Annotated in this window: 22 protein-coding genes; 9 read left to right on the top strand and 13 right to left on the bottom strand. The window is 67.3% G+C overall.

Annotated features, from left to right (window positions below; translation table 11 throughout):
- Positions 1 to 3: 3 nt before the first annotated feature.
- Positions 4 to 570: a hypothetical protein gene (locus tag ABZ412_RS22015; protein ID WP_357283037.1), complete on the bottom strand. Its 567-nt coding sequence runs from the start codon at positions 568 to 570 to the stop codon at positions 4 to 6.
- Between the two features lie 160 nt (positions 571 to 730).
- Here ABZ412_RS22015 and ABZ412_RS22010 point away from each other — a divergent pair, with 160 nt between their 5' ends.
- Positions 731 to 2578 (top strand): VWA domain-containing protein, encoded by a 1848-nt coding sequence (locus ABZ412_RS22010; protein WP_357283035.1) that lies wholly within the window; start codon positions 731 to 733, stop codon positions 2576 to 2578.
- A gap of 249 nt (positions 2579 to 2827) precedes the next feature.
- Here the strand turns inward: ABZ412_RS22010 and ABZ412_RS22005 are convergent, their stop codons facing one another.
- A complete protein-coding gene (locus tag ABZ412_RS22005) occupies positions 2828 to 3493 on the bottom strand; it encodes a helix-turn-helix domain-containing protein (protein ID WP_357283034.1) in 666 nt (221 codons plus the stop codon).
- 86 nt (positions 3494 to 3579) lie between these two features.
- Between ABZ412_RS22005 and ABZ412_RS22000 the strand changes: the two genes are divergently transcribed.
- From ABZ412_RS22000 to ABZ412_RS21980, 5 genes are all read left to right on the top strand, one after another.
- A complete protein-coding gene (locus ABZ412_RS22000; protein WP_357283032.1) occupies positions 3580 to 4065 on the top strand; it encodes a thioesterase family protein in 486 nt (161 codons plus the stop codon).
- Positions 4066 to 4169: 104 nt separating this feature from the next.
- On the top strand, positions 4170 to 4535 hold the full coding sequence (locus tag ABZ412_RS21995) for a hypothetical protein (protein WP_357283031.1): 366 nt from the start codon (positions 4170 to 4172) through the stop codon (positions 4533 to 4535).
- A 178-nt stretch (positions 4536 to 4713) separates the two neighbouring features.
- Positions 4714 to 5382: a hypothetical protein gene (locus ABZ412_RS21990; RefSeq protein ID WP_357283030.1), complete on the top strand. Its 669-nt coding sequence runs from the start codon at positions 4714 to 4716 to the stop codon at positions 5380 to 5382.
- A gap of 244 nt (positions 5383 to 5626) precedes the next feature.
- Complete coding sequence (locus tag ABZ412_RS21985; RefSeq protein WP_357283029.1) at positions 5627 to 6532, top strand: helix-turn-helix domain-containing protein; 906 nt, start codon at positions 5627 to 5629, stop codon at positions 6530 to 6532.
- Between the two features lie 66 nt (positions 6533 to 6598).
- A complete protein-coding gene (locus ABZ412_RS21980) occupies positions 6599 to 7489 on the top strand; it encodes a DUF5995 family protein (protein ID WP_357283028.1) in 891 nt (296 codons plus the stop codon).
- 7 nt (positions 7490 to 7496) lie between these two features.
- Here the strand turns inward: ABZ412_RS21980 and ABZ412_RS21975 are convergent, their stop codons facing one another.
- The 3 genes from ABZ412_RS21975 to ABZ412_RS21965 form a co-directional block, all read right to left on the bottom strand.
- Positions 7497 to 7877, bottom strand: a complete 381-nt coding sequence (locus ABZ412_RS21975; protein WP_357283027.1) for a hypothetical protein — start codon at positions 7875 to 7877, stop codon at positions 7497 to 7499.
- A gap of 65 nt (positions 7878 to 7942) precedes the next feature.
- Positions 7943 to 9322 carry an FAD-dependent oxidoreductase gene (locus ABZ412_RS21970; protein ID WP_357283026.1) on the bottom strand — a complete coding sequence of 460 codons (1380 nt, stop codon included), beginning with the start codon at positions 9320 to 9322 and terminating at the stop codon, positions 7943 to 7945.
- A gap of 151 nt (positions 9323 to 9473) precedes the next feature.
- On the bottom strand, positions 9474 to 9707 hold the full coding sequence (locus tag ABZ412_RS21965; RefSeq protein ID WP_357283025.1) for a DUF3039 domain-containing protein: 234 nt from the start codon (positions 9705 to 9707) through the stop codon (positions 9474 to 9476).
- A 79-nt stretch (positions 9708 to 9786) separates the two neighbouring features.
- Here ABZ412_RS21965 and ABZ412_RS21960 point away from each other — a divergent pair, with 79 nt between their 5' ends.
- Positions 9787 to 10254, top strand: a complete 468-nt coding sequence (locus ABZ412_RS21960; protein ID WP_357283024.1) for a DUF3099 domain-containing protein — start codon at positions 9787 to 9789, stop codon at positions 10252 to 10254.
- On the opposite strand, the gene ABZ412_RS21955 is transcribed toward ABZ412_RS21960, so the two are convergent.
- Entirely contained in the window at positions 10251 to 11546 is a 1296-nt protein-coding gene (locus ABZ412_RS21955; protein WP_357283204.1) for an MFS transporter, read from the bottom strand. The genes ABZ412_RS21960 and ABZ412_RS21955 overlap by 4 nt on opposite strands.
- Positions 11547 to 11746: 200 nt before the next feature.
- Between ABZ412_RS21955 and ABZ412_RS21950 the strand changes: the two genes are divergently transcribed.
- Both ABZ412_RS21950 and ABZ412_RS21945 read left to right on the top strand, forming a co-directional pair.
- Positions 11747 to 12673 (top strand): helix-turn-helix domain-containing protein, encoded by a 927-nt coding sequence (locus ABZ412_RS21950; RefSeq protein WP_357283203.1) that lies wholly within the window; start codon positions 11747 to 11749, stop codon positions 12671 to 12673.
- The gene (locus tag ABZ412_RS21945; protein WP_357283023.1) at positions 12670 to 13413 is read left to right on the top strand and encodes a VOC family protein; all 744 of its coding nucleotides are present in this window, start codon (positions 12670 to 12672) and stop codon (positions 13411 to 13413) included. The genes ABZ412_RS21950 and ABZ412_RS21945 overlap by 4 nt, the downstream gene beginning before the upstream one ends.
- A gap of 90 nt (positions 13414 to 13503) precedes the next feature.
- On the opposite strand, the gene ABZ412_RS21940 is transcribed toward ABZ412_RS21945, so the two are convergent.
- From ABZ412_RS21940 to ABZ412_RS21910, 7 genes are all read right to left on the bottom strand, one after another.
- On the bottom strand, positions 13504 to 14076 hold the full coding sequence (locus ABZ412_RS21940; RefSeq protein ID WP_357283022.1) for a hypothetical protein: 573 nt from the start codon (positions 14074 to 14076) through the stop codon (positions 13504 to 13506).
- Positions 14073 to 14561 (bottom strand): F0F1 ATP synthase subunit B, encoded by a 489-nt coding sequence (locus tag ABZ412_RS21935; RefSeq protein ID WP_357283021.1) that lies wholly within the window; start codon positions 14559 to 14561, stop codon positions 14073 to 14075. Before ABZ412_RS21935 ends, ABZ412_RS21940 begins: the two co-directional genes overlap by 4 nt.
- A gap of 26 nt (positions 14562 to 14587) precedes the next feature.
- On the bottom strand, positions 14588 to 14845 hold the full coding sequence (locus tag ABZ412_RS21930; protein WP_040810042.1) for a F0F1 ATP synthase subunit C: 258 nt from the start codon (positions 14843 to 14845) through the stop codon (positions 14588 to 14590).
- 68 nt (positions 14846 to 14913) lie between these two features.
- The gene (atpB, locus tag ABZ412_RS21925; protein ID WP_357283020.1) at positions 14914 to 15678 is read right to left on the bottom strand and encodes a F0F1 ATP synthase subunit A; all 765 of its coding nucleotides are present in this window, start codon (positions 15676 to 15678) and stop codon (positions 14914 to 14916) included.
- Positions 15675 to 16034 (bottom strand): hypothetical protein, encoded by a 360-nt coding sequence (locus tag ABZ412_RS21920; protein ID WP_357283019.1) that lies wholly within the window; start codon positions 16032 to 16034, stop codon positions 15675 to 15677. Before ABZ412_RS21920 ends, atpB begins: the two co-directional genes overlap by 4 nt.
- Positions 16035 to 16218: 184 nt before the next feature.
- Positions 16219 to 17850: a cation acetate symporter gene (locus tag ABZ412_RS21915; RefSeq protein WP_357283018.1), complete on the bottom strand. Its 1632-nt coding sequence runs from the start codon at positions 17848 to 17850 to the stop codon at positions 16219 to 16221.
- The gene (locus ABZ412_RS21910) at positions 17847 to 18185 is read right to left on the bottom strand and encodes a DUF485 domain-containing protein (RefSeq protein WP_357283017.1); all 339 of its coding nucleotides are present in this window, start codon (positions 18183 to 18185) and stop codon (positions 17847 to 17849) included. Before ABZ412_RS21910 ends, ABZ412_RS21915 begins: the two co-directional genes overlap by 4 nt.
- Between the last annotated feature and the right edge of the window lie 46 nt (positions 18186 to 18231).

The raw sequence follows: 18231 nt of genomic DNA, 5'->3' as shown, positions 1-18231 counted from the left end.
GGGCTACTTCATCAGGCGCAGCAGCCCGAGTTCCGGCTCGAGCGCGCCGTCCTGGCCCAGGGCGAGGAAATCCGCCTCCACCGCCGAGCGCTCCAGCACTCCCGCCCGCACGGCTCGGTAGCGGACGAAGGACCAGACGAAGACGTCGAGGTTGTCGAAGCGGGTGCCGCCCTCGACCACCTCTTCCTCGTGAAACCACACGGCCACTTGACCATTGGTGAGCACCACGTACAGGTTGCCGCCGCCGTCGGCGCCGACGGAGTACACGTCGTCATCGGTCAGCTCGGTCGAGTAGTCCGAATCGAGGATGCCGCAGTCGTTTCCGGCGAAATCGAAGGCGTAGGACCAGTCGAAGATGTCGAGGAACTGCGGCATGCGACCCGATCGCACGCGGTCGTCGAACGCGCCCAGCGCTGCCGCGTGCTCGTCGTCCAGGCGGGCGAGAAACGGTGCGACGGGACGGGATTCCTCCGGGACTCGCACCGGCTCGGCATCGGGGAACCAGCGCGCCAGGTCGTTGTCGAGGTCGCGATCGATATAGCCGACCAGGTCGGCGGGGGTGAGACTCACGCCGGGATTGTAGGCCCCGCGAATTCAGGTGTCCCACCATCCATTCAATGTCCGTAATGTCTGTTTCGTTCTGAATCTCGACCCATAGACGAGGACGATGTCGAATACCACTGAAAGACTCCGACACTGGGCGGCCGCTGCCGCCGCAGGTTTCATCGCAATGGCCGGGGTCACGGTGCCCGCGGCGGCGGAGGAAACACCGGACTACGCACCGACAATGCTGATCCTGGACGCTTCGGGATCGATGGAACGGCCCGATCCGGCGGGCACCATGATGGACGCCGCCAAGATCGCCGTGCACTCGTTCGTCGACTCCGCGCCCGCGCAGTCGCGGGTCGGGCTGGCCGTGTACGGCACCGGCACCGGAAACACCGAGGCGGACAAGGCCGCCGGGTGCCAGGACGTACAGGTCCTGCACAAGCCCGAGACCCTCGACCGGGCCGCGCTCGGCAGCGCCGTCGACGGCGTCAAGGCTCGCGGCTGGACGCCCATGGGTACCTCGCTGCGGCAGGCCGCCGCGGCACTGCCGAACTCGGGACCGCGCTCGATCGTGCTGGTCTCCGACGGCGACGACACCTGCTCCCCGCCCGACCCGTGTGAGGTGGCGGCCGAATTGAAGCAGCGCGGACTGGATCTGGTGCTGCACACCATCGGTTTCGCCGTGGACGGCAAGGCGCGAGCGCAGTTGACCTGCATGGCCCAGGCCACCGGCGGCACCTACACCGACGCCGCCGACGGGGCCGCGTTGCAGCGCACCCTGCCGCGCGTCACCGCCGCCGCACTGCGCAACTACAAGGCCGTGGGCACGCCGATCGCTGGCACCGGCGGCTATGACACCGCGCCGGTAGCGACGCCCGGGCTGTACCTGGACACCATCGGCCAGAAGGAGAAGCGCTACTGGGGTATCGACATCCCGGACGGCGCGACCGCGTATTTCAGTGGCACCGTGTCGTTTCCGCGCGTAGCGGGTGTCGGCGTCGTCGAAGACATCAATGTCATCCGGATGCGCGCCTTCGGCGCGGACGGCAAGGACTGCAATCTCTACGAGTTCCAGCAGAGCACCAGTTCCAGTGACGGCGTGGCCATGACGGTGGCGAAGTCGTTCGAGCGGGCGACCCAGAAACGCGAGAACCCCTCCGACACCTGCAAGGGCGGCGGCAAGTACTTCTTCCAGCTGGAGTGGGACGCGGTGGCCACCGGTGCGCCGGAACGGCTTCCGATCGAGCTGCTCTTCGCGATCGAACCGGGCGTGACCGATCCGGGGCCCGCGGCGGCCGCCAAGCCCACGACCTTCGTCGAGCAGAGTGGGCCGGGCACACCGGTCTCGGGCGGCGCGTCGTTCACCGTCGCCGCCGACCTACCGGGCGGCGGGCGCTACACCGATGTGGTGCGGCCGGGCGAATTCGTGTTCTACCGGGTGCATCTGGACTGGGGTCAGGCGCTGTCGTACCGAGTCGAGTACGGCGGGAACGGTGCGCGCGGATCGGACAATGTCTCCAATATCCGCACCGCGCTCTACAACCCGATCCGCGAGGAGATCGGCTCGGACACCGGCGCCTACACCGGCAGCGATACGGTGTTGCCCTCGAACAAGGCGCTGGCGACCACGCCGATCCGATACACCAACCGCACCGCCGACCGGTACGAGTCGCACAAGGAAGCGCTGGCGGGCTGGTACTACATCTCGGTCAAGGTCGGTTCGAACCACACCACCATGGGTTCGAACACACCCGTCCCGGTGCGATTGGATCTGACCGTCAGCGGCACCGAGGAAAGCGGTCCGCGCTACACGAGTACCGCCGACGTCTTCGGTGAGCACTCCGGGCCGAGCGTGAGCCGCACGTCCCCGTCGGGCAGGGCGCCGGGCGCGCCGGTCGCGGCGGATTCCACGGATTCGCAGTCGAATTCGACGCTGCTCCTGATCGCCGCGGGGGTCGGGGCCGCCATCGTCGTCATCGGCGGCGTGCTCATCACGGTCCTCGTCGCCCGGAGCCGGCGCCGCAGGTAACCGCGGACGCCCGGGGCAACGACCGGGGCCGCGGGTCGTCCACGAGAGTGCGGCCCGCGGCCCTTCCCTTGTCTCCCGAACCCGGGCGCGCGACGATAGCTGAATGAAGAACGACCGCCTGGACGAAATGCTGGGGTTGCTCGACAACAACACCTGCATGCTCGAGGTCGTCCAGGACGAGCTGCTGGGTGAGGCCGACCCCGAACGGCTCGACGACGAGTAGCCGGAATCGGTGCGCGCCCGAGGCCTTCAGCCGCTCGCGGCTGCCAGAGCGTCCGGGGTGAATGCGTAGCGCCGGAACCAGGCGGGCAGGCGGCGTTGCAGGGCGAGGTCGCCGTGCAGGTGGACCTCGGGATGGCCGAGGACATCGGTCCACCGGCTTTCGCCGAGCCACCATCGGGTCAGGGTCTCGGTCGGCGCGGTCAGCCAGAGGTCGACCGGGGCGCCGGTGTCGTCACGGCAGAGGTCGACGCCGCGGCGGGACAGGTGCAGCCAGAAGCGGCGGTCGGCGGGTGGGCGATCGGAGAATTCCAGCGCGAGCACGACCGGTTGCGCGGGGAGCGCGTCGATATCGATGCGGCGCTGCATGTCCCAGGTCAGCGCGGCGGTGTCGAGGTCGTGCTCGGACAGGGCGACGGCGTCGGTGGTGACCGCCCACCGGGCCAGCTCCCGCACGACCGGTGCGAGCGCCGAGCCGGTCTCGGTGAGCCGGTAGTCGGCGTCGACGATTCCGGCGGCCCGCAGCGCCCGCAATCGCGCCGACAGCGTGGCCTTCGGGATGCGCGGCAAGCCCCGGCGAATATCGCCGAACGAGGACGCGCCCATCAGCAATTCCCGCACGACGAGCAGCGTCCATCGCTCGCCCAGCACCTCCAGGGCGCGCGCGACCGCGCAGAACTGACCGTAACCACTCATCCGGCCAGCGTAATCCCGGCCCGTCGCCGACCGTGGTTCAAAGATTGAACTGGATCGTACGAGCCCGTGGTCCGAGCATGGATCGCATGAGCGATCAGCTAGCTAACACCCAGCAGCGAAACATCTTCGCGATCCCGTTTCACCCGCAATGGTCGGATATGGACCAGAACGGCCACATGCGCACCAATGCCTATCTGGCGGCCGCGGAGAACAGCCGGATGCAGTACTTCACCGGATCCGGCTTCTCCGCGGCCGAATTCGCGCGCCGCGGCCTCGGACCGGTCATCCAGACCGACCAGCTGCACTACCGCGCCGAACTGCGCCTTCTCGACCCCGCCGAACTCACCCTGGAACTGGCCGGATTGGCGCCCGACGGCGCGCGTTTCGTGCTGCGCAATACCTTCACCCGCGCCGACGGCAGAGTCGCGGCCACGGTCACCTCGACCGGAGGCTGGCTCGACCTCACCCGCCGACGGCTCACCACCCCGCCCGAGGACTTGTTCCAGCTGCTGCGAGCGCTGGCCCGGACCGAGGATTTCGCCGACCTGACATCGCCGCTCGCCGAACGCTGACAATTAGTTGCCAGCCTGATCCGGTTGAGCCAAAAGATCTGCGCCCCTTACGTTCTCCTGACTCGCGCACGGATTGTCGTGCGCGGGAAGGGAAAGGAACTGCAATGAGGGCGAGACTTCTGCTGGCGGCAGCGGTGACGATCGGATCGACGGGCCTGTCGGTGTTCGCCGCGCCCGCCGCGCAGGCGGGGCAGGCGTGCAACTGTTATCCCAGCGATGTGGGCCACGCGATCTACGGCGATTCGGTGATGGACGGCCCCTACAACACCTACAACCTGTACACCGGAAACTCCTCGAGCTGCGACCACACCGGATACACCGTGACCGAGGGCGCCGCGATCAAGGTGGTGTGCACCGAGAAGAACAACGCGGGCAACCTCTGGGTCTACATCAAGAACAGCGCGGGCCACAAGGGCTGGGTCTCGCAGTCCAATGTCGGCACCATCTGGCCCATCGTCTCCGACTGCTGAGTTCGCCGGTTCCGCCTCACCGCGTCACGGACGACACCGGCCGGGAAGCGTTTCACCAGCTCACGCTCCCGCGCCGGTCACCAGTCCCAGTGACCGAGATCACCTGGTCATCGGCGGATTGTCTGGGTTACTGTCCAGTACGCAGGATGATCCACATCACACAACAGTAAGTGACGCTATGAAACTGACGTATCTGTTGTGGGGGGCCGAACTGAAGACCAATCTGCACGACCGTGACCTGCGGATTACCCTGGCCCGCTCCGGCGTCAGCGAACTGCAGATCAACATCCGCGACGAATACGTCGCCGCGGCGGAACTCTGGTTCTGCACCTATGACACGCCCGTCGACGCCGTGGTGACCATGCGCGGCGTGGAGGACGCCGACTTCGTCACCTCACTGCTGCGACCGCTCGCCGATCGCCTCGAGGGCTTCCTGGTCGACGAGTACACGCCGGTGACCCCGCCCCGCACCGACAGCGGCACCCGCGCGGAGGCCTTGGCGCGCATCGCGATCCTGCGCATCCCCCTGGGCATGCCCCGGGACGAGTGGCTGCAGACCTGGATCGGCGACCACACCCGGGTCTCCCTGGAGAATCAGGCCGCCGTCGGCTACATCCAGAACCCGGTCCTGGCTCCCATGACCGCCGGCGCCCGAGCCGACGCCATCGTCGAGGAACTCTTCCCCATGGAGGCCATGTCCGACCCGCACGCCTACTGGGGCAGCGGCGGCGACGACGCCGAACTGGAACGCCGCCTCTCCAACATGCTCGACAGCACTTCCCGCTTCGGCGCCGACCGCGATATCGACGTCATCCCCACCAGCCGGTACGTCTACTCGCTGCGCTGAGCTCGACGGATACCATTGTGGGGTAATTGTTTCCAATGTCCCCTATGTCGGATATTTGCTGAGGCAGCGAAATCTGTTGCTACGGTCGCCCACTGACGAACCGTGAGGTTTCGGGCCGTGTCGAATATCCGGAAGTCCTTTCCCGGGTGTTACGTTCGGGCGGATTTGCATATTCGATCGGCTTGGCAACATGTGGGTCACTCGGATAGGTTGCCGCGCTGATCCGACACGGTGGGATGGCGCAATGCTGCAGGTGAATCCGGAGCTCGACGAACCCCGGTTACGACCGCCCACGTTCGGGGCGCTGCTGAGCAGATTGCGGCGGGCACGAAGAATCTCGCGGGAGCGGCTGGCATTCGGTATCGGGACCAGCGCCAGTTACATCGTGCATTTGGAGAAGGGGTACCGCACCCATCCCGGCCACGAGGTGGTCGAGGCTATCGTCAGATACCTGGACCAGCAGAGCCCGATCTCGTCCGCCGAACAACGGCACCTGCTGGACCTGGCCGGACTCGGCCACACCGCGCTCCCGACCAGCGAGGAGCTGACGGCTGCGGTCAGCCCGGAAATGCGGCAGGCGCTGGTTCTGCACGAACCCAATCCGGCCGCCTATCTGGATATCCGGGGCACCGTGCTGGCGTGCAACGAGAATTACCGGCGGGCCTTCCCCGGACTGGATATCGGCGTCAATCTGCTGCACTGGTATCTCACGGACGACAATTCCCGCCGGGTACTCCCGGACCTGGACAACGAGATCCGGTTCGCCGTCCAAGGATTGCGGGGAATGCTCTCCGACAACAGCGCGGCCGACGGGGCCCGCGAATTCCTCGCCGAACTCTCCCGTTTCGACATCGTCCGGAAACTGTGGGACGAAGCTCCCGCCAGCTACGGCCGACCGGACCCGGCGATGCGCCTGCGTGACCCCGAGACCGGCCACGAGTACACCATCAACGCCCAGCTCTACGGCGTCACCGACGACCCGTCCTACCCGGGAAGCATGCAGTTCTTCCTCGGCATCCGCCCCGCGGACGCCCCACCCGCCGAATCCCGGTCCAGCCCAACGCCGCCGGCCGACCGGATCAGCCACCCGCCGCGTGAACTGTTCACCCCGCGACGTGAGCCCCTCGAGCATCTGCCCGGCCTCGCCTGACAGATCAGCCCGCCGCACACGAGTGTCAGGCTGTACTCGCGCGAGGACTCCTGCTAGAAATCCATCGTGCTCAATGCATTTGCGCGTTCCCTGGCCACACTGTCCGTCACCGCCGCCACGATCGTCACTCCCGCGACCGCGTTCGCCGCGCCGGCCGAACCCTCGGACTGCGCGCCCATCCTGTCCCCCGCCGAGATCGACGAGATCGTGCGACTCTCCGATACCAGCGCCCTCGCCGGCGATGACGAGCTCGCGCGGCTCGACGACGCGGTGGCCCGCGATCACGGCCTCACCGAGATCCTCGAACGCCACACCGATCGACGCGGCACCTTCGCGACCGGCCTGGACACGGTGGAACAGCTCGCCGTGATGCCGCTCCAGCACAATCCGCGGGCGTTCGCCGATCCGGAATACGCCCATCGGGTGAGCTTCGATCTACTACGCCGGTTCCTCGACAATGTGCACGCGGAGTTCAGCGGCGGCACGCCGGAACCGCACTGGCGCAACTACTTCGCCTTGGCCGCCGACTGCGCGGCCTCCCCCGCCCGCGTCGCGCTCGCCGGATACAACGCGCACCTGGTGGTCGACCTGCCCCGGGCCGTGGCCGCGGCGGGCTCCACTCCGGCCGACGCGGGCGACTACTTCACGATCGTCGCCGGGATCGCGAGCATCGGCGACGTCATCACCGAGCGCACCGACCGGATCTACCGCGCGAAGCTGGGCCCGCTGTGGCGCTTCTACTTCCTCGGCGAGGGACTCGACGCCGCACTCGGTCAGGGTGTGGCGACCAAGCCGATGCTGGTGTTCGCCGACCTGGCGGCCAACACCACCATCTTCGCCAACGGCCTCGCCCTCGCGAATCCGTCGCTCGCACCGGCCGTGGAAGCGGAGATCGAACTGGAACGCCGCACCGCCGAAAGCGCGTTCGACGTGCTGGCGCAATTCGACGCCATCTGACCGGAGCTCAGCGTTCGCGGACCAGCGGCACGCGCCGACGGCGGCGACGAGCCGGGGCGGGTCGATCGGAACGGCGCTTGCGACCGTGCCGCAGCAGGACCATCAGCAGGTCCTCCGCCGCGCGATACCGCGGGATGTCGACCCACAGCCGCCACAGGACCTCCGGGTCTCCGGCCTCGAGCACGGTGACGCGGACCGGCAGGACATAGGCGGCCACGCCGATATCGGAGAGCGCGAAGAGCACCCGATAGACGTGGGACTCGTCGAGGTCGGCGAGTACTCCCCAGCCTCGCGCGTCGAGCCCGTTGCTCAATCCCCGCGAAGGGACCCAGTGCGGCCGCGCGCGGCCCAGCGCCCAGGGATCGGGGATCTCACGCGCCGCGGTCATGACGGCAGTCTATGTGCCCGACCGGACCGGCGTCGCGGGTCAGCCCGCGACGCAGGTCAGGAGCGCTACCGCGTGGCGTCTCGGCGGACCGCGGTGACTGCTTTGCGGGCGGCGACCTGGACCGGGTCCCAGACCGGGGAGAAGGGTGGGGCGTAGCCGAGGTCGAGCGCGACGATCTGATCCACGGTGAGGCGGGCGGTGAGGGCCACGGCGGCGATGTCGATGCGCTTGCCCGCACCCTCGCGGCCGACGATCTGGACGCCGAGCAGGCGGCCGGTGCGACGTTCGGCGAGCATTTTCACTGTCATCGGAGCCGTGCCCGGGAAATAGCCGGAGCGGCTGGTGGATTCGATGGTGACGGTGACGAATTGCAGGCCTGCCGCGTGCGCGTCCCGCTCACGCAGGCCGGTCCGGGCGACCTCCAGATCGCACACCTTGCTCACCGCGGTACCCACCACGCCGGGGAACACGGCGTAGTCGCCGCCCACGCCGGAACCGATGATCTGGCCGTGCTTGTTGGCGTGGGTACCCAGCGGAATATGGCGTTCGGAGCCGGAGATCAGGTCGAGCACCTCCACGCAATCGCCTCCCGCCCAGATGTTCTCGTGCCCGCGCACCCGCATCGCGAGATCGGTGAGCAGGCCCCCGGATTCCCCGAGCGGGAGTCCTGCGGCTCGGGCGAGGTCGGTGGCCGGGCGGACTCCGATGCCGAGAATCACGACATCGGCGGGATACTCGGCATCGTCGGTCTCGACGGCGGTGACGCGGCCCTGCGCGTCGGTGCGGACCGCGGCCACCTCGGTGTCGCCGATGACCTGAACTCCCATGCCCTGCATGGCCTTCCGGATCAGCGCACCCATATCCGGATCGAGAGTGGACATCGGCTCGGCGCCCCGGTTGAGCATGGTGACCTGGAATCCCCGGCGGATCAGCGCCTCCGCCATCTCCACGCCGATGTACCCCGCGCCCACCACCACCGCGCGCCGTCCCGGGATCGATTCGAGGGTGTCGATGAGCGCCTGCCCGTCATCGAGGGTCTGCACCCCGTGCACCCCGGCCGCATCGATACCGGGCAGTTCCGGCCGGATCGGCGTCGCGCCGGTGGCGATCACGAGCTTGTCGTATTCGATCCAATCCTCGCGCCCGCCGTCGAGCCCGTGCGCCCGCACCCGCCGCCCCGCGACATCGATCTCCACCACCTCGGTCCGCAGCCGCAGATCGATATCCCGCGCCCGATGCTCGGCGGGAGTCCGTGCGATCAGGTCGTCCGGCCCGCTGACATCCCCGCCCACCCAATACGGGATCCCGCACGCCGAATACGAGGTGAAGTGCCCACGCTCGAACACGACGATCTCCAGCTCCCCCACCGGCTTCAACCTGCGCGCCTGCGACGCCGCCGCCATCCCCGCCGCGTCCCCACCGATGATCACCACGCGTTCGCTCATGGCTCACACGGTACGAGGTGACCGAGCGCACGACACCCAACTCGACGACGATGCCGCGCTGCGCCGCCACGCCGGCCGCCGCGCCGCCCCCTGACGGGCTATTCCCAGTTCGATGACCAGGTGAAATGCGGCCCGCTGAGATGAGGAGAAGCTAGTCCTTCTTCATCTGCTCGTAGATGCGCTTGCACTCCTGGCAGACAGGGGAGCCGGGCTTGGCGGATTTGGTCACCGGGAAGACCTCGCCGCACAGGGCCACGACGTGAGTGCCCATGACGGCGCTCTCGGCGATCTTGTTCTTCTTGACGTAGTGGAAGACCTTGGGGGTGTCGTTGTCGGTCGAGTTGTCGGTGGTCTCTTCCGGACGGACCAGGGTGTCAGTGCTCACGGCTTCAATGATGCCAGGTCGGCTTGCCACCGGGCGGGCGGCGTGTGCATCCGACGCGCTGTAGTGGAAGACTCGGGGTATGCAGCGTGACGGCGAATCCCAGGCCGACGGCAGTAGCGGCGCGGGTCGCCCGGACGTCGAGTTCCACCCCGCCGGTTCGATCCCGAAACCGCCCCGGCCCTCCCAGGGGTACTTCCCGGGCGAGGGTAAGCAGCATCCTGCCCTGATCACCGAGGCGCAGACCTCGCTCGAACAGCAGCATCGGGATCGCGTGCGGCGGTACATCACCATCATGGCGTTCCGCATCCCCTGCCTGATCGGCGCGGCGGCCGCCTACGGGCTGTGGCACAGCTGGTGGTTGTCGCTGCTGATCATCGGCGTCTCGGTGCCGCTGCCGTGGATCGCGGTCCTCATCGCCAACGACCGTCCGCCCCGCACCAGCGACGAACCGAGCCGCTGGGACGGGCGACGGAATCAGACGGCCCTCGAATCGGGAACGCACAAGTCCGTCGAAGGCCGGCCCAACTCTCAGGGCTCGCAGGGTTAGCTCCCCGCGATCGCCCGGGCCTTCCGGTCGGCGGGGATCGCCGCGGACAACAAGGCCGCGAGACCGCACAGGGCGCCGGCCACGAACCAGGCCGTCGTATAACTGCCCTGCACATCCCGGATCACGCCCGCGCCGAAAGCGGCCAGCGCCGAACCGATCTGGTGTGAGGCGAAAACCCAGCCGAACGCCACCGGACCGTCCTCACCGAAGTGCTTGCGGCACAACGCGACCGTCGGCGGCACGGTGGCGATCCAGTCCAGGCCGTAGAAGATGATGAACGCCCACATGCTCGGCTGCACGTCCGGCCCGAACAGCACTGGCAGGAACAGCAGCGAGACCCCGCGCAGCGTGTAGTAGGCGACCAGCAGGTAGCGCGAGTCCAGGCGGTCGGTGAGCCAGCCCGAGGCGATGGTGCCCGCGACATCGAACGCGCCCACCACGGCCAGCAGCCCGGCGGCGGTGGTCGCGGGCATGCCGTGATCGTGGGCGGCGCTCACGAAATGCGTGCCGATCAGGCCGTTGGTCGACGCCCCGCAAATAGCGAAACCGCCCGCCAGCATCCAGAACACGGGCTTGCGGACGATGGCCGTCAGCACCGTGAGCGCCCGCGCCGCACCACCGGGAGCCGCGGTCCGCACCCCCACCGCGCTGCCCGGCTCGGCGCCGTAGGCGCGCACCCCGACATCGCTGGGAAAGTCGCGAATGAACAGCAGCACCAGCGGAACCACCGCCAAGGCCGCCACCGACACCACGATCGACGGCGTGCGCCAGCCGTGATCGCGGGCCAGGCTCGCGATCAACGGCAGGAAGATCAGCTGCCCGGTCGCTCCCGCCGCGGTCAGCACACCGGTGACCAGGCCGCGCTGCTTCACGAACCAGCGGCCGGTGATGGTGGCCACGAACGGCATGGACATCGACCCGACCCCGACGCCCACCAGCAGGCCCCAGGTCGCCATGAGCTGCCACGGCCGGGTCATGAACACCGTCAACCCCGCCCCGGCCGCGATCAGCACCAGCGCGCACGCCACCACCCGGCGGATGCCGAACCGGTCCATGAGCGCCGCCGCGAATGGCGAGATCAGGCCGTACAGCAGCACATTCACCGAGACCGCGGCCCCGATGGTGCCGTGCGACCAGCCGAATTCCTGATGCAGCGGATCCATGAGCACGCCGGGCACCGAGCGGAATCCGGCCGCGCCCAGCAGCGCCACGAACCCGACCGCGGCGACGATCCACGCCGGATGCGGACCCCGCCGCGCCCGCCCCCGCGGAGCTGCCGACGCGCCGTCCAACGAGCTTGTGCCCGACGGCGATTCCACGTCGAGGCGGTCCCTGAGTTCACTCACCGATCGAGCGTGACCGAAATCCCCTACCGGCACGAGTGGCCTGAATGCCACAATGCGTCAAGATCTAGCCAACCGTGAGGGGAGACACCGTGCAGGCACCCCACCTCGTCGCCGTCCTGGTCCTGGAACCGACCGTCGGCTTCGACATGACCATTCCGTCCATGGTGCTCGGCGCGGCCACCGGCGAGGACGGCGAACCGCTCTACGACGTGCGCATCTGCGGCCTCGGCAGCGGCGGCATCGCGGCGGTCTGCGGATACACGGTCATCCCCGAGCACGGGCCGGAACTGCTCGCGCTCGCCGACACCGTGATCGTGCCCGGCACCCGCATCCCCGGGCCGCGGCAGGACGGCACGCTGCCGCCCGAGCTCGCGGACGCCCTCGCCACCATCCGCCCCGGCGCGCGCATCGTGTCCATCTGCACGGGAGCGTTCGTGCTGGGCGCGGCCGGACTGCTCGACGGCCACCGCGCCACCACGCACTGGCGGTTCGCCGACCAGTTCCGCGCCCTGTATCCGCGGGTCGCCCTCGACGAGAACCAATTGTTCGTCCAGGACGCCAACCTCTGGTCCTCCGCCGGACTGGCGGCCGGAATCGACCTGTGCCTGCACCTGATCCGCACCGACCACGGCACCGCCGCCGCCAATGGCGCGGCCCGCTACTGCGTGGTGCCGCCGTGGCGGGAAGGCGGCCAATCGCAGTTCATCGAACGGCAGGTCCCCGAGGCCGGCAGCGACGGCACCGCGCCCACCCGCCGCTGGGCGCTGCACCACCTCGACGACGAACTCGATCTGAACGCCCTCGCCGCGCACGCGCATATGAGCGTGCGCACCTTCACCCGCCGCTTCAAGGCCGAGACCGGCATGGCGCCGGGCGCCTGGATCCTGCAGCAGCGCGTCCGGCACGCCCGGCATCTGCTCGAGACCACCGACCTGCCTGTCGACGAGGTGGCGCGCAACGCGGGCCTGGGCACCTCCGCCTCACTGCGCCATCACATGCGTTCCGAACTGGGCGTGCCGCCGTTGACCTACCGTAAGACCTTCCGCAAGCGCGAAACTCTGGAGACAGCATGACCATTCGCTGGGTATGGGCCTTTCTCGACCGGCCCGCCGCGAAATTCGACGACTGCGCCGAATTCTGGACTCGGGTCACCGCCACCACCCGGTCGGCGCCGCGCGGTGAACACGACGAATTCCTCACGCTGCTTCCGGATTCCGGCGCGCCCACGCTCAAGATGCAGTCCACCGGCGGACCCGGGCGCATCCACCTCGACCTCGATGTCGACAATGTCGTGGCCGCCACCGAACGCGCCGAACAGCTCGGCGCCACCCTCGACGGCGACTACATCCTCACCGAACGCATCGGTTACGCCGTGCTGCGCTCCCCCGCCGGAATGCCGTTCTGTTTCACGCCGTTCCGCGACGCCACCGGCCCGCTCACGCCCACCGTCACCGGGCCCTCCGGCGACCGCAGCCGGCTGGATCAGATCTGCCTCGACATCGGGGCGAGCGACTTCGACACCGAATCCCGCTTCTGGACCGAACTGACCGGGTGGGCCTGGAAACCGGCCAGCCTGCCGGAGTTCTCCCGGCTCTCGGCCCGCCCCGGCCTCCCGCTCGAGCTCCTGCTGCAGCGCCTCGGCGAGGACCGCCCCACCTCCGCGCACCCCGATATCGCCTGCACCGATATCGAAGCCACCGCCACCTGGCACGAGGGTCTGGGCGCGCGCCGCGTCGAGCTGGGCAGGCATTGGCTCGTCATGGCCGACCCCTCGGGCCTGCCCTACTGCCTGACCAGTCGCCAACCGGCATGAACGAGCCCGGCACCCCGGATCGGATCCGGGGTGCCGGGCTCGAGTCGGACAGGGTTCGGGAATCCCCGAGAACCCCACCGAGAGTTGGTGCTACTTCCGTTCGGTCTGCGGCTGGCGCCGCGCCTCACCGGAATTGGCCAGCGCCTCCAGATCTTCGAGGAATCTCTCGATACTGTCGGCGCGGGACTGCGGTGACCCGATCTGCTCGCGCACCTTCTCCTCTGTGAGCGCGAGCATGGCGGCCGCCAGATCCTGTTCCAGGTCCCGGATCATCTGCCTGCGGTACTGCAGAATCTGATCGCGGCCCTGCTTGCGGACCCGCTCCACCTCCGCCGCGGCGGCCTCGCGCATCTGGAGAATGATGCGGTCGGCGTCGGCGCGGGCCTCCTCGCGCATGCGCTCGAGCTCGGCCTGGGCCTCGGCGACGGCATTGTCGTAGGCGGCTTTGGCGGTTGCCAGCCGATCGGCCGCCGCCTCGCTCTCCTCGAGTTGCCGGCGGATCTGGTCCTGAGCGTTGTTCATGATCTTCTTCATCGGTGGCACAACGTATTTCATGATGAACCACACGATGACGGCGAAGCCGAACAGCTGACTGAGGAAGACGGGCCAATCGAAGGTGATGTTGTAAATACCCTCGGCGAGATGGGTATCGGTGAGGATCATGCAGACCCCCGTCCTCTCTGCTGGCCCGCACTGGTCCGGGCACGATCGTTCCCGCCCAGGACCCGGCCGGCCAGGTCCTGAGCGAGTGGTTCGACGGCTTCGCGTAGTTCGGCGGCGACCTGGTCGGCCTCGGCGCGCAGGTGCGCCGTGGACTCGGCCACAATCTGGTCGGCCTCTTTCTGGGCCTCGCCGCGCATTCCCTCGAGGATTGCCCGCCCCTCGGCCCGGGCCTGGTTGCGGATGTCGGCCGCTTCCAGTCGGGCCTTCTCGAGGGCTGCCTCGTAGCGCGCTTCGGCTTCGGCGAAGGTTTCGCTGGCTTCCTTGGCGGTCGCCGTCGTGACCTCGACACGTGCCTCCCGTTCCACCAGCACCTTTCGAATCGGCGGAACCACGAAGAACCAGATGACTGCGAGCACGATCAGGAAGATCAATAACTCGGCGACGAAGGTGCCGTTGGGAACCAGAAAGTTCCCCGCGGCCTCCACATCCGTTCTGGGAGACATGATGACGTCTACTTACCGGGAGTAGCGAATACGAACAGTGCCATGAACGCTAGATTGATGAAGTAGGCCGCTTCGACCAGACCGACGGTCAGGAAGAAGTTCACGCGCAAGCGGCCTTCCGCCTCCGGCTGCCGGGTGACGCCGTTGATCAACGCCGCGCCGGCCAGACCGTCACCGATGCCCGCACCGATGGCACCGCCCGCCAGAATGATGCCGCCGCCGATGAGGGCGCCTTGAACGATACTCGCGGTTGCTGGGTCTGCCATTGTTCACTTCCTTGTTTTGAAAAATAGCTGCAGCCCAAATGGGTGCAACGCCGAACGACCGAAGCCGCTCAGTGGTTTTCACTCTCCAGCGACATCGACTGGCTGAAGTAGAGAATGGTCAGCAGGGCGAAGATGAACGCCTGAATCGCCCCGACGAACAGGTCGAAGAGTTTCCAGACGGCATTCGGCCCCCAGCTGATCCAGAACGGGAACAACGTGATCACCGAAACCATGACGCCGCCCGCGAACATGTTGCCGAAAAGTCGCAAGGAGAGCGACAGCGGCTTGGCGATTTCCTCGACCACATTGATGAAAACCATGGGGCCCCAGCCGGTGTGACCCTTGAGCAACTGTTTGGCGTGCCCGCCCGGCCCGCGCCGCCACGCGCCCGCGGCGTGATAGAGCAGGAACACGAACAGCGCGAGCGCCAGCGTGAAGTTGAAATCGGACGCCGGCGGCGCGATCAATTCGCCCGAACCGTACTGAACGGGCAGAACCGACAACCAGTTCGACAGCAGGATGAACGTGAACAGCGTGACCGCCAGCGGCAGCACGAACGGCGCGACCGTCATCCCGATGGCGGTCTCCACCTGGGAGCGCATCTGGACGGTAATGGTCTCGAAGAACAGCTGCACCCCGTTGGGCACGCCCGAGGTGATCTTCACCCGCAGATAGAAGGCCAGGCCCAGCACGATCAGCGCGGCCACCGCGGTGGACACGATGGTGTCGACATTGAAGGTCATGCCCAGCAGGTGCGCCTGGGCGTGATCGCCGACGTGGATCTTGGCCTCGCCCGAGGGTTCCTCGGCGGCCAGTATCGCGTAGATGCTCATGACTGCTGTCGAAGCCCTTTCACCTCGGGCAGAGCCGTATGGAGAACCAGAATCAGCTGAAAGACCGCCAGCCCGAAGAAGATTCCGACGCCGTAGGGACGGGTCAGGAATGCCACCAGAATCGACAGCCCGGTCAGAATGATCAATCGAGACGCCGAGGACAGCGCCAACTTCTGTTTGCTGAGAGTTTCCGCATCCGTGATGCGCACGATGGACATCCACGTGAGCCGGGCATTAACCCAGCCGAGCGTCAGACCGGTAGCCATGAAAACACCCAGCAACAATCGATCCAACGCACCAGTGACCATCAATGCCAGTACGCCGAAACCGATTGCAATTGCAGTCGCTCTCCGCATCCGGAGCCTGTTGAGGTCCAATACGACACCGCCTCGCCGTCATCCCACCTCGTAGTGGGGCCGTGCATGATCAATAGCATACACAGCCCAACCTCGTTGCGGGGCAGTATTTTTGATCTTCAAATTGTTGATCTTGAAATTCTGAAACGCTTTTCAGCGAACTTCCCGCCAATTAATTCGGACATCAGTGTTGCATAGCCTTTTCCGCTCCGACGCCGGTCAGCGACCGTACTTGCATCTCGGCGTACTTGCCGTCGTCGTGCTCCCTCGACAGCACGGTTCCCAGCCAGCCCAGAGCGAACGAAACCGGGATGGACACCAGGCCCGGGTTGGCGAGCGGGAACCAATGGAAGTCATGGGATTTGATCATGGCGGTGGGCGCTCCGGAGACCGCCGGGGAGAACACGATCAACACGATGGTGACGGCCAGTCCGCCGTAGATGCTCCACAGCGCGCCGGCGGTATTGAAGCGCCGCCAGAACAATGAATACAAAATGGTCGGTAGGTTTGCCGAGGCTGCTACCGCGAACGCCAGCGCCACCAGGAACGCCACATTCTGATTCTTCGCCAGAATGCCGCCCACGATCGCCAGCGCGCCGATCACCACCGCGGTGATCCGCGCGACCCGTACCTCGCCGTCCTTGCCCTCCCCCGCATCGGCGCCCTCGCCACGGCCACGCCTGAGCACATTGGCGTACACGTCGTGCGCGAACGACGCCGACGCGGTGATGGTCAGCCCCGCGACCACCGCCAGAATCGTCGCGAACGCGACGGCCGCAACGAATCCCAGCAGCACCGGCCCGCCCAGCTCCAACGCCAGCAGCGGCGCGGCGGCATTCTCCTTGCCCGGCGCCTTGGCGATCTTCTCCGGCCCCACCAGCGCGCCCGCGCCGTAGCCGAGCACCAGGGTGAACAGGTAGAAGACGCCGATCAGCCCGATCGCCCACACCACCGAGCGGCGCGCCTCCTTGGCCGTCGGCACGGTGTAGAACCGCATCAGCACGTGCGGCAGTCCGGCGGTGCCCAGCACCAGAGCCAGTGCGAGCGAGAGGAAATCGAGCTTGCTGGTACCGGTCTTGCCGTACTTCGCGCCCGGTTCCAGCAGCTTCGCGCCGGTCTTGCCACCGTGGTTCACCGCATCCTGCAACAGGCTGGAGAAGTTGAAGTCGTAGCGGCCCAGCACCCACACGGTCATGGCGGCGGCCGCGCCGATGAGCAGCACCGCCTTCACGATCTGCACCCAGGTGGTGCCCTTCATACCGCCGACGAGCACGTAGACGATCATGATCGCGCCGACCACGGCGATCACGAGATTCTGTCCCGCCGAACCGGACACACCCAGCAGCAGCGAGATCAGCACACCCGCGCCCGCCATCTGCGCGAGCAGATAGAACAGACTCACCGCCAGCGTCGAGGTGGCCGCCGCGGCTCGCACCGGGCGCTGCCGCATCCGGAAGGCCAGGACGTCGCCGAGCGTGAATTTTCCTGTGTTGCGCAGAAACTCGGCCACCAGCAGCAACGCCACCAGCCAGGCCACCAGGAATCCGATGGAGTAGAGGAACCCGTCGTAGCCATACAGCGCGATGGCCCCGGCGATACCGAGGAAGCTGGCGGCCGACAGGTAGTCGCCGGAGATGGCGATGCCGTTCTGCGGGCCCGAGAAGGCACGGCCGGCCGCGTAATAATCAGCGGCCGTGCGGTTGTCGCGGCTGGCCCACACCACGATGCCCAGGGTGATGGCCACGAAGATCGCGAAGATGGTGATATTGAGGCCGGGACGGCTGCCCTCGACGGCGGCGGCCAGATAGGTGGTCATCGGGTCGGCCCTTCCAGTTCGGCGCGGATCCCCTCGGCGATCGGGTCGAGGGTGCGGTCGGCGTAGCGGACGTAGAGGCCGGTGATGACGAAGGTCGAGACGAACTGCAGCAGGCCGAAGATCAGGCCGATGGTGATATTGCCGCCTACCTTGTGGGACATGAAGCCGTGCGCGTAGTCGGCGAGCAGCACGTACAGCGCGTACCAGGCCAGGAACAGAGCGGTCATGGGGAAGACGAAGCGGCGGAAGCGACGCCGCAGGCTCTGGAACTCGGGGCTGTCGAAGACCTGGGGCCAGTCGGGATCCGGTCCGCCGGTCTGGGTTTCAGTTGTCAACTGCGATACCTCCTGGTGATGCCGGTCACAGTAGCAACGAAAGTGG

The organism is Nocardia sp. NPDC005746, assembly GCF_040630785.1.
Taxonomy (GTDB): Bacteria; Actinomycetota; Actinomycetes; order Mycobacteriales; family Mycobacteriaceae; genus Nocardia.
The sequence above is the reverse complement of the archived record's forward strand: the minus strand, read 5'-3'. Positions and strand labels throughout refer to the sequence as shown.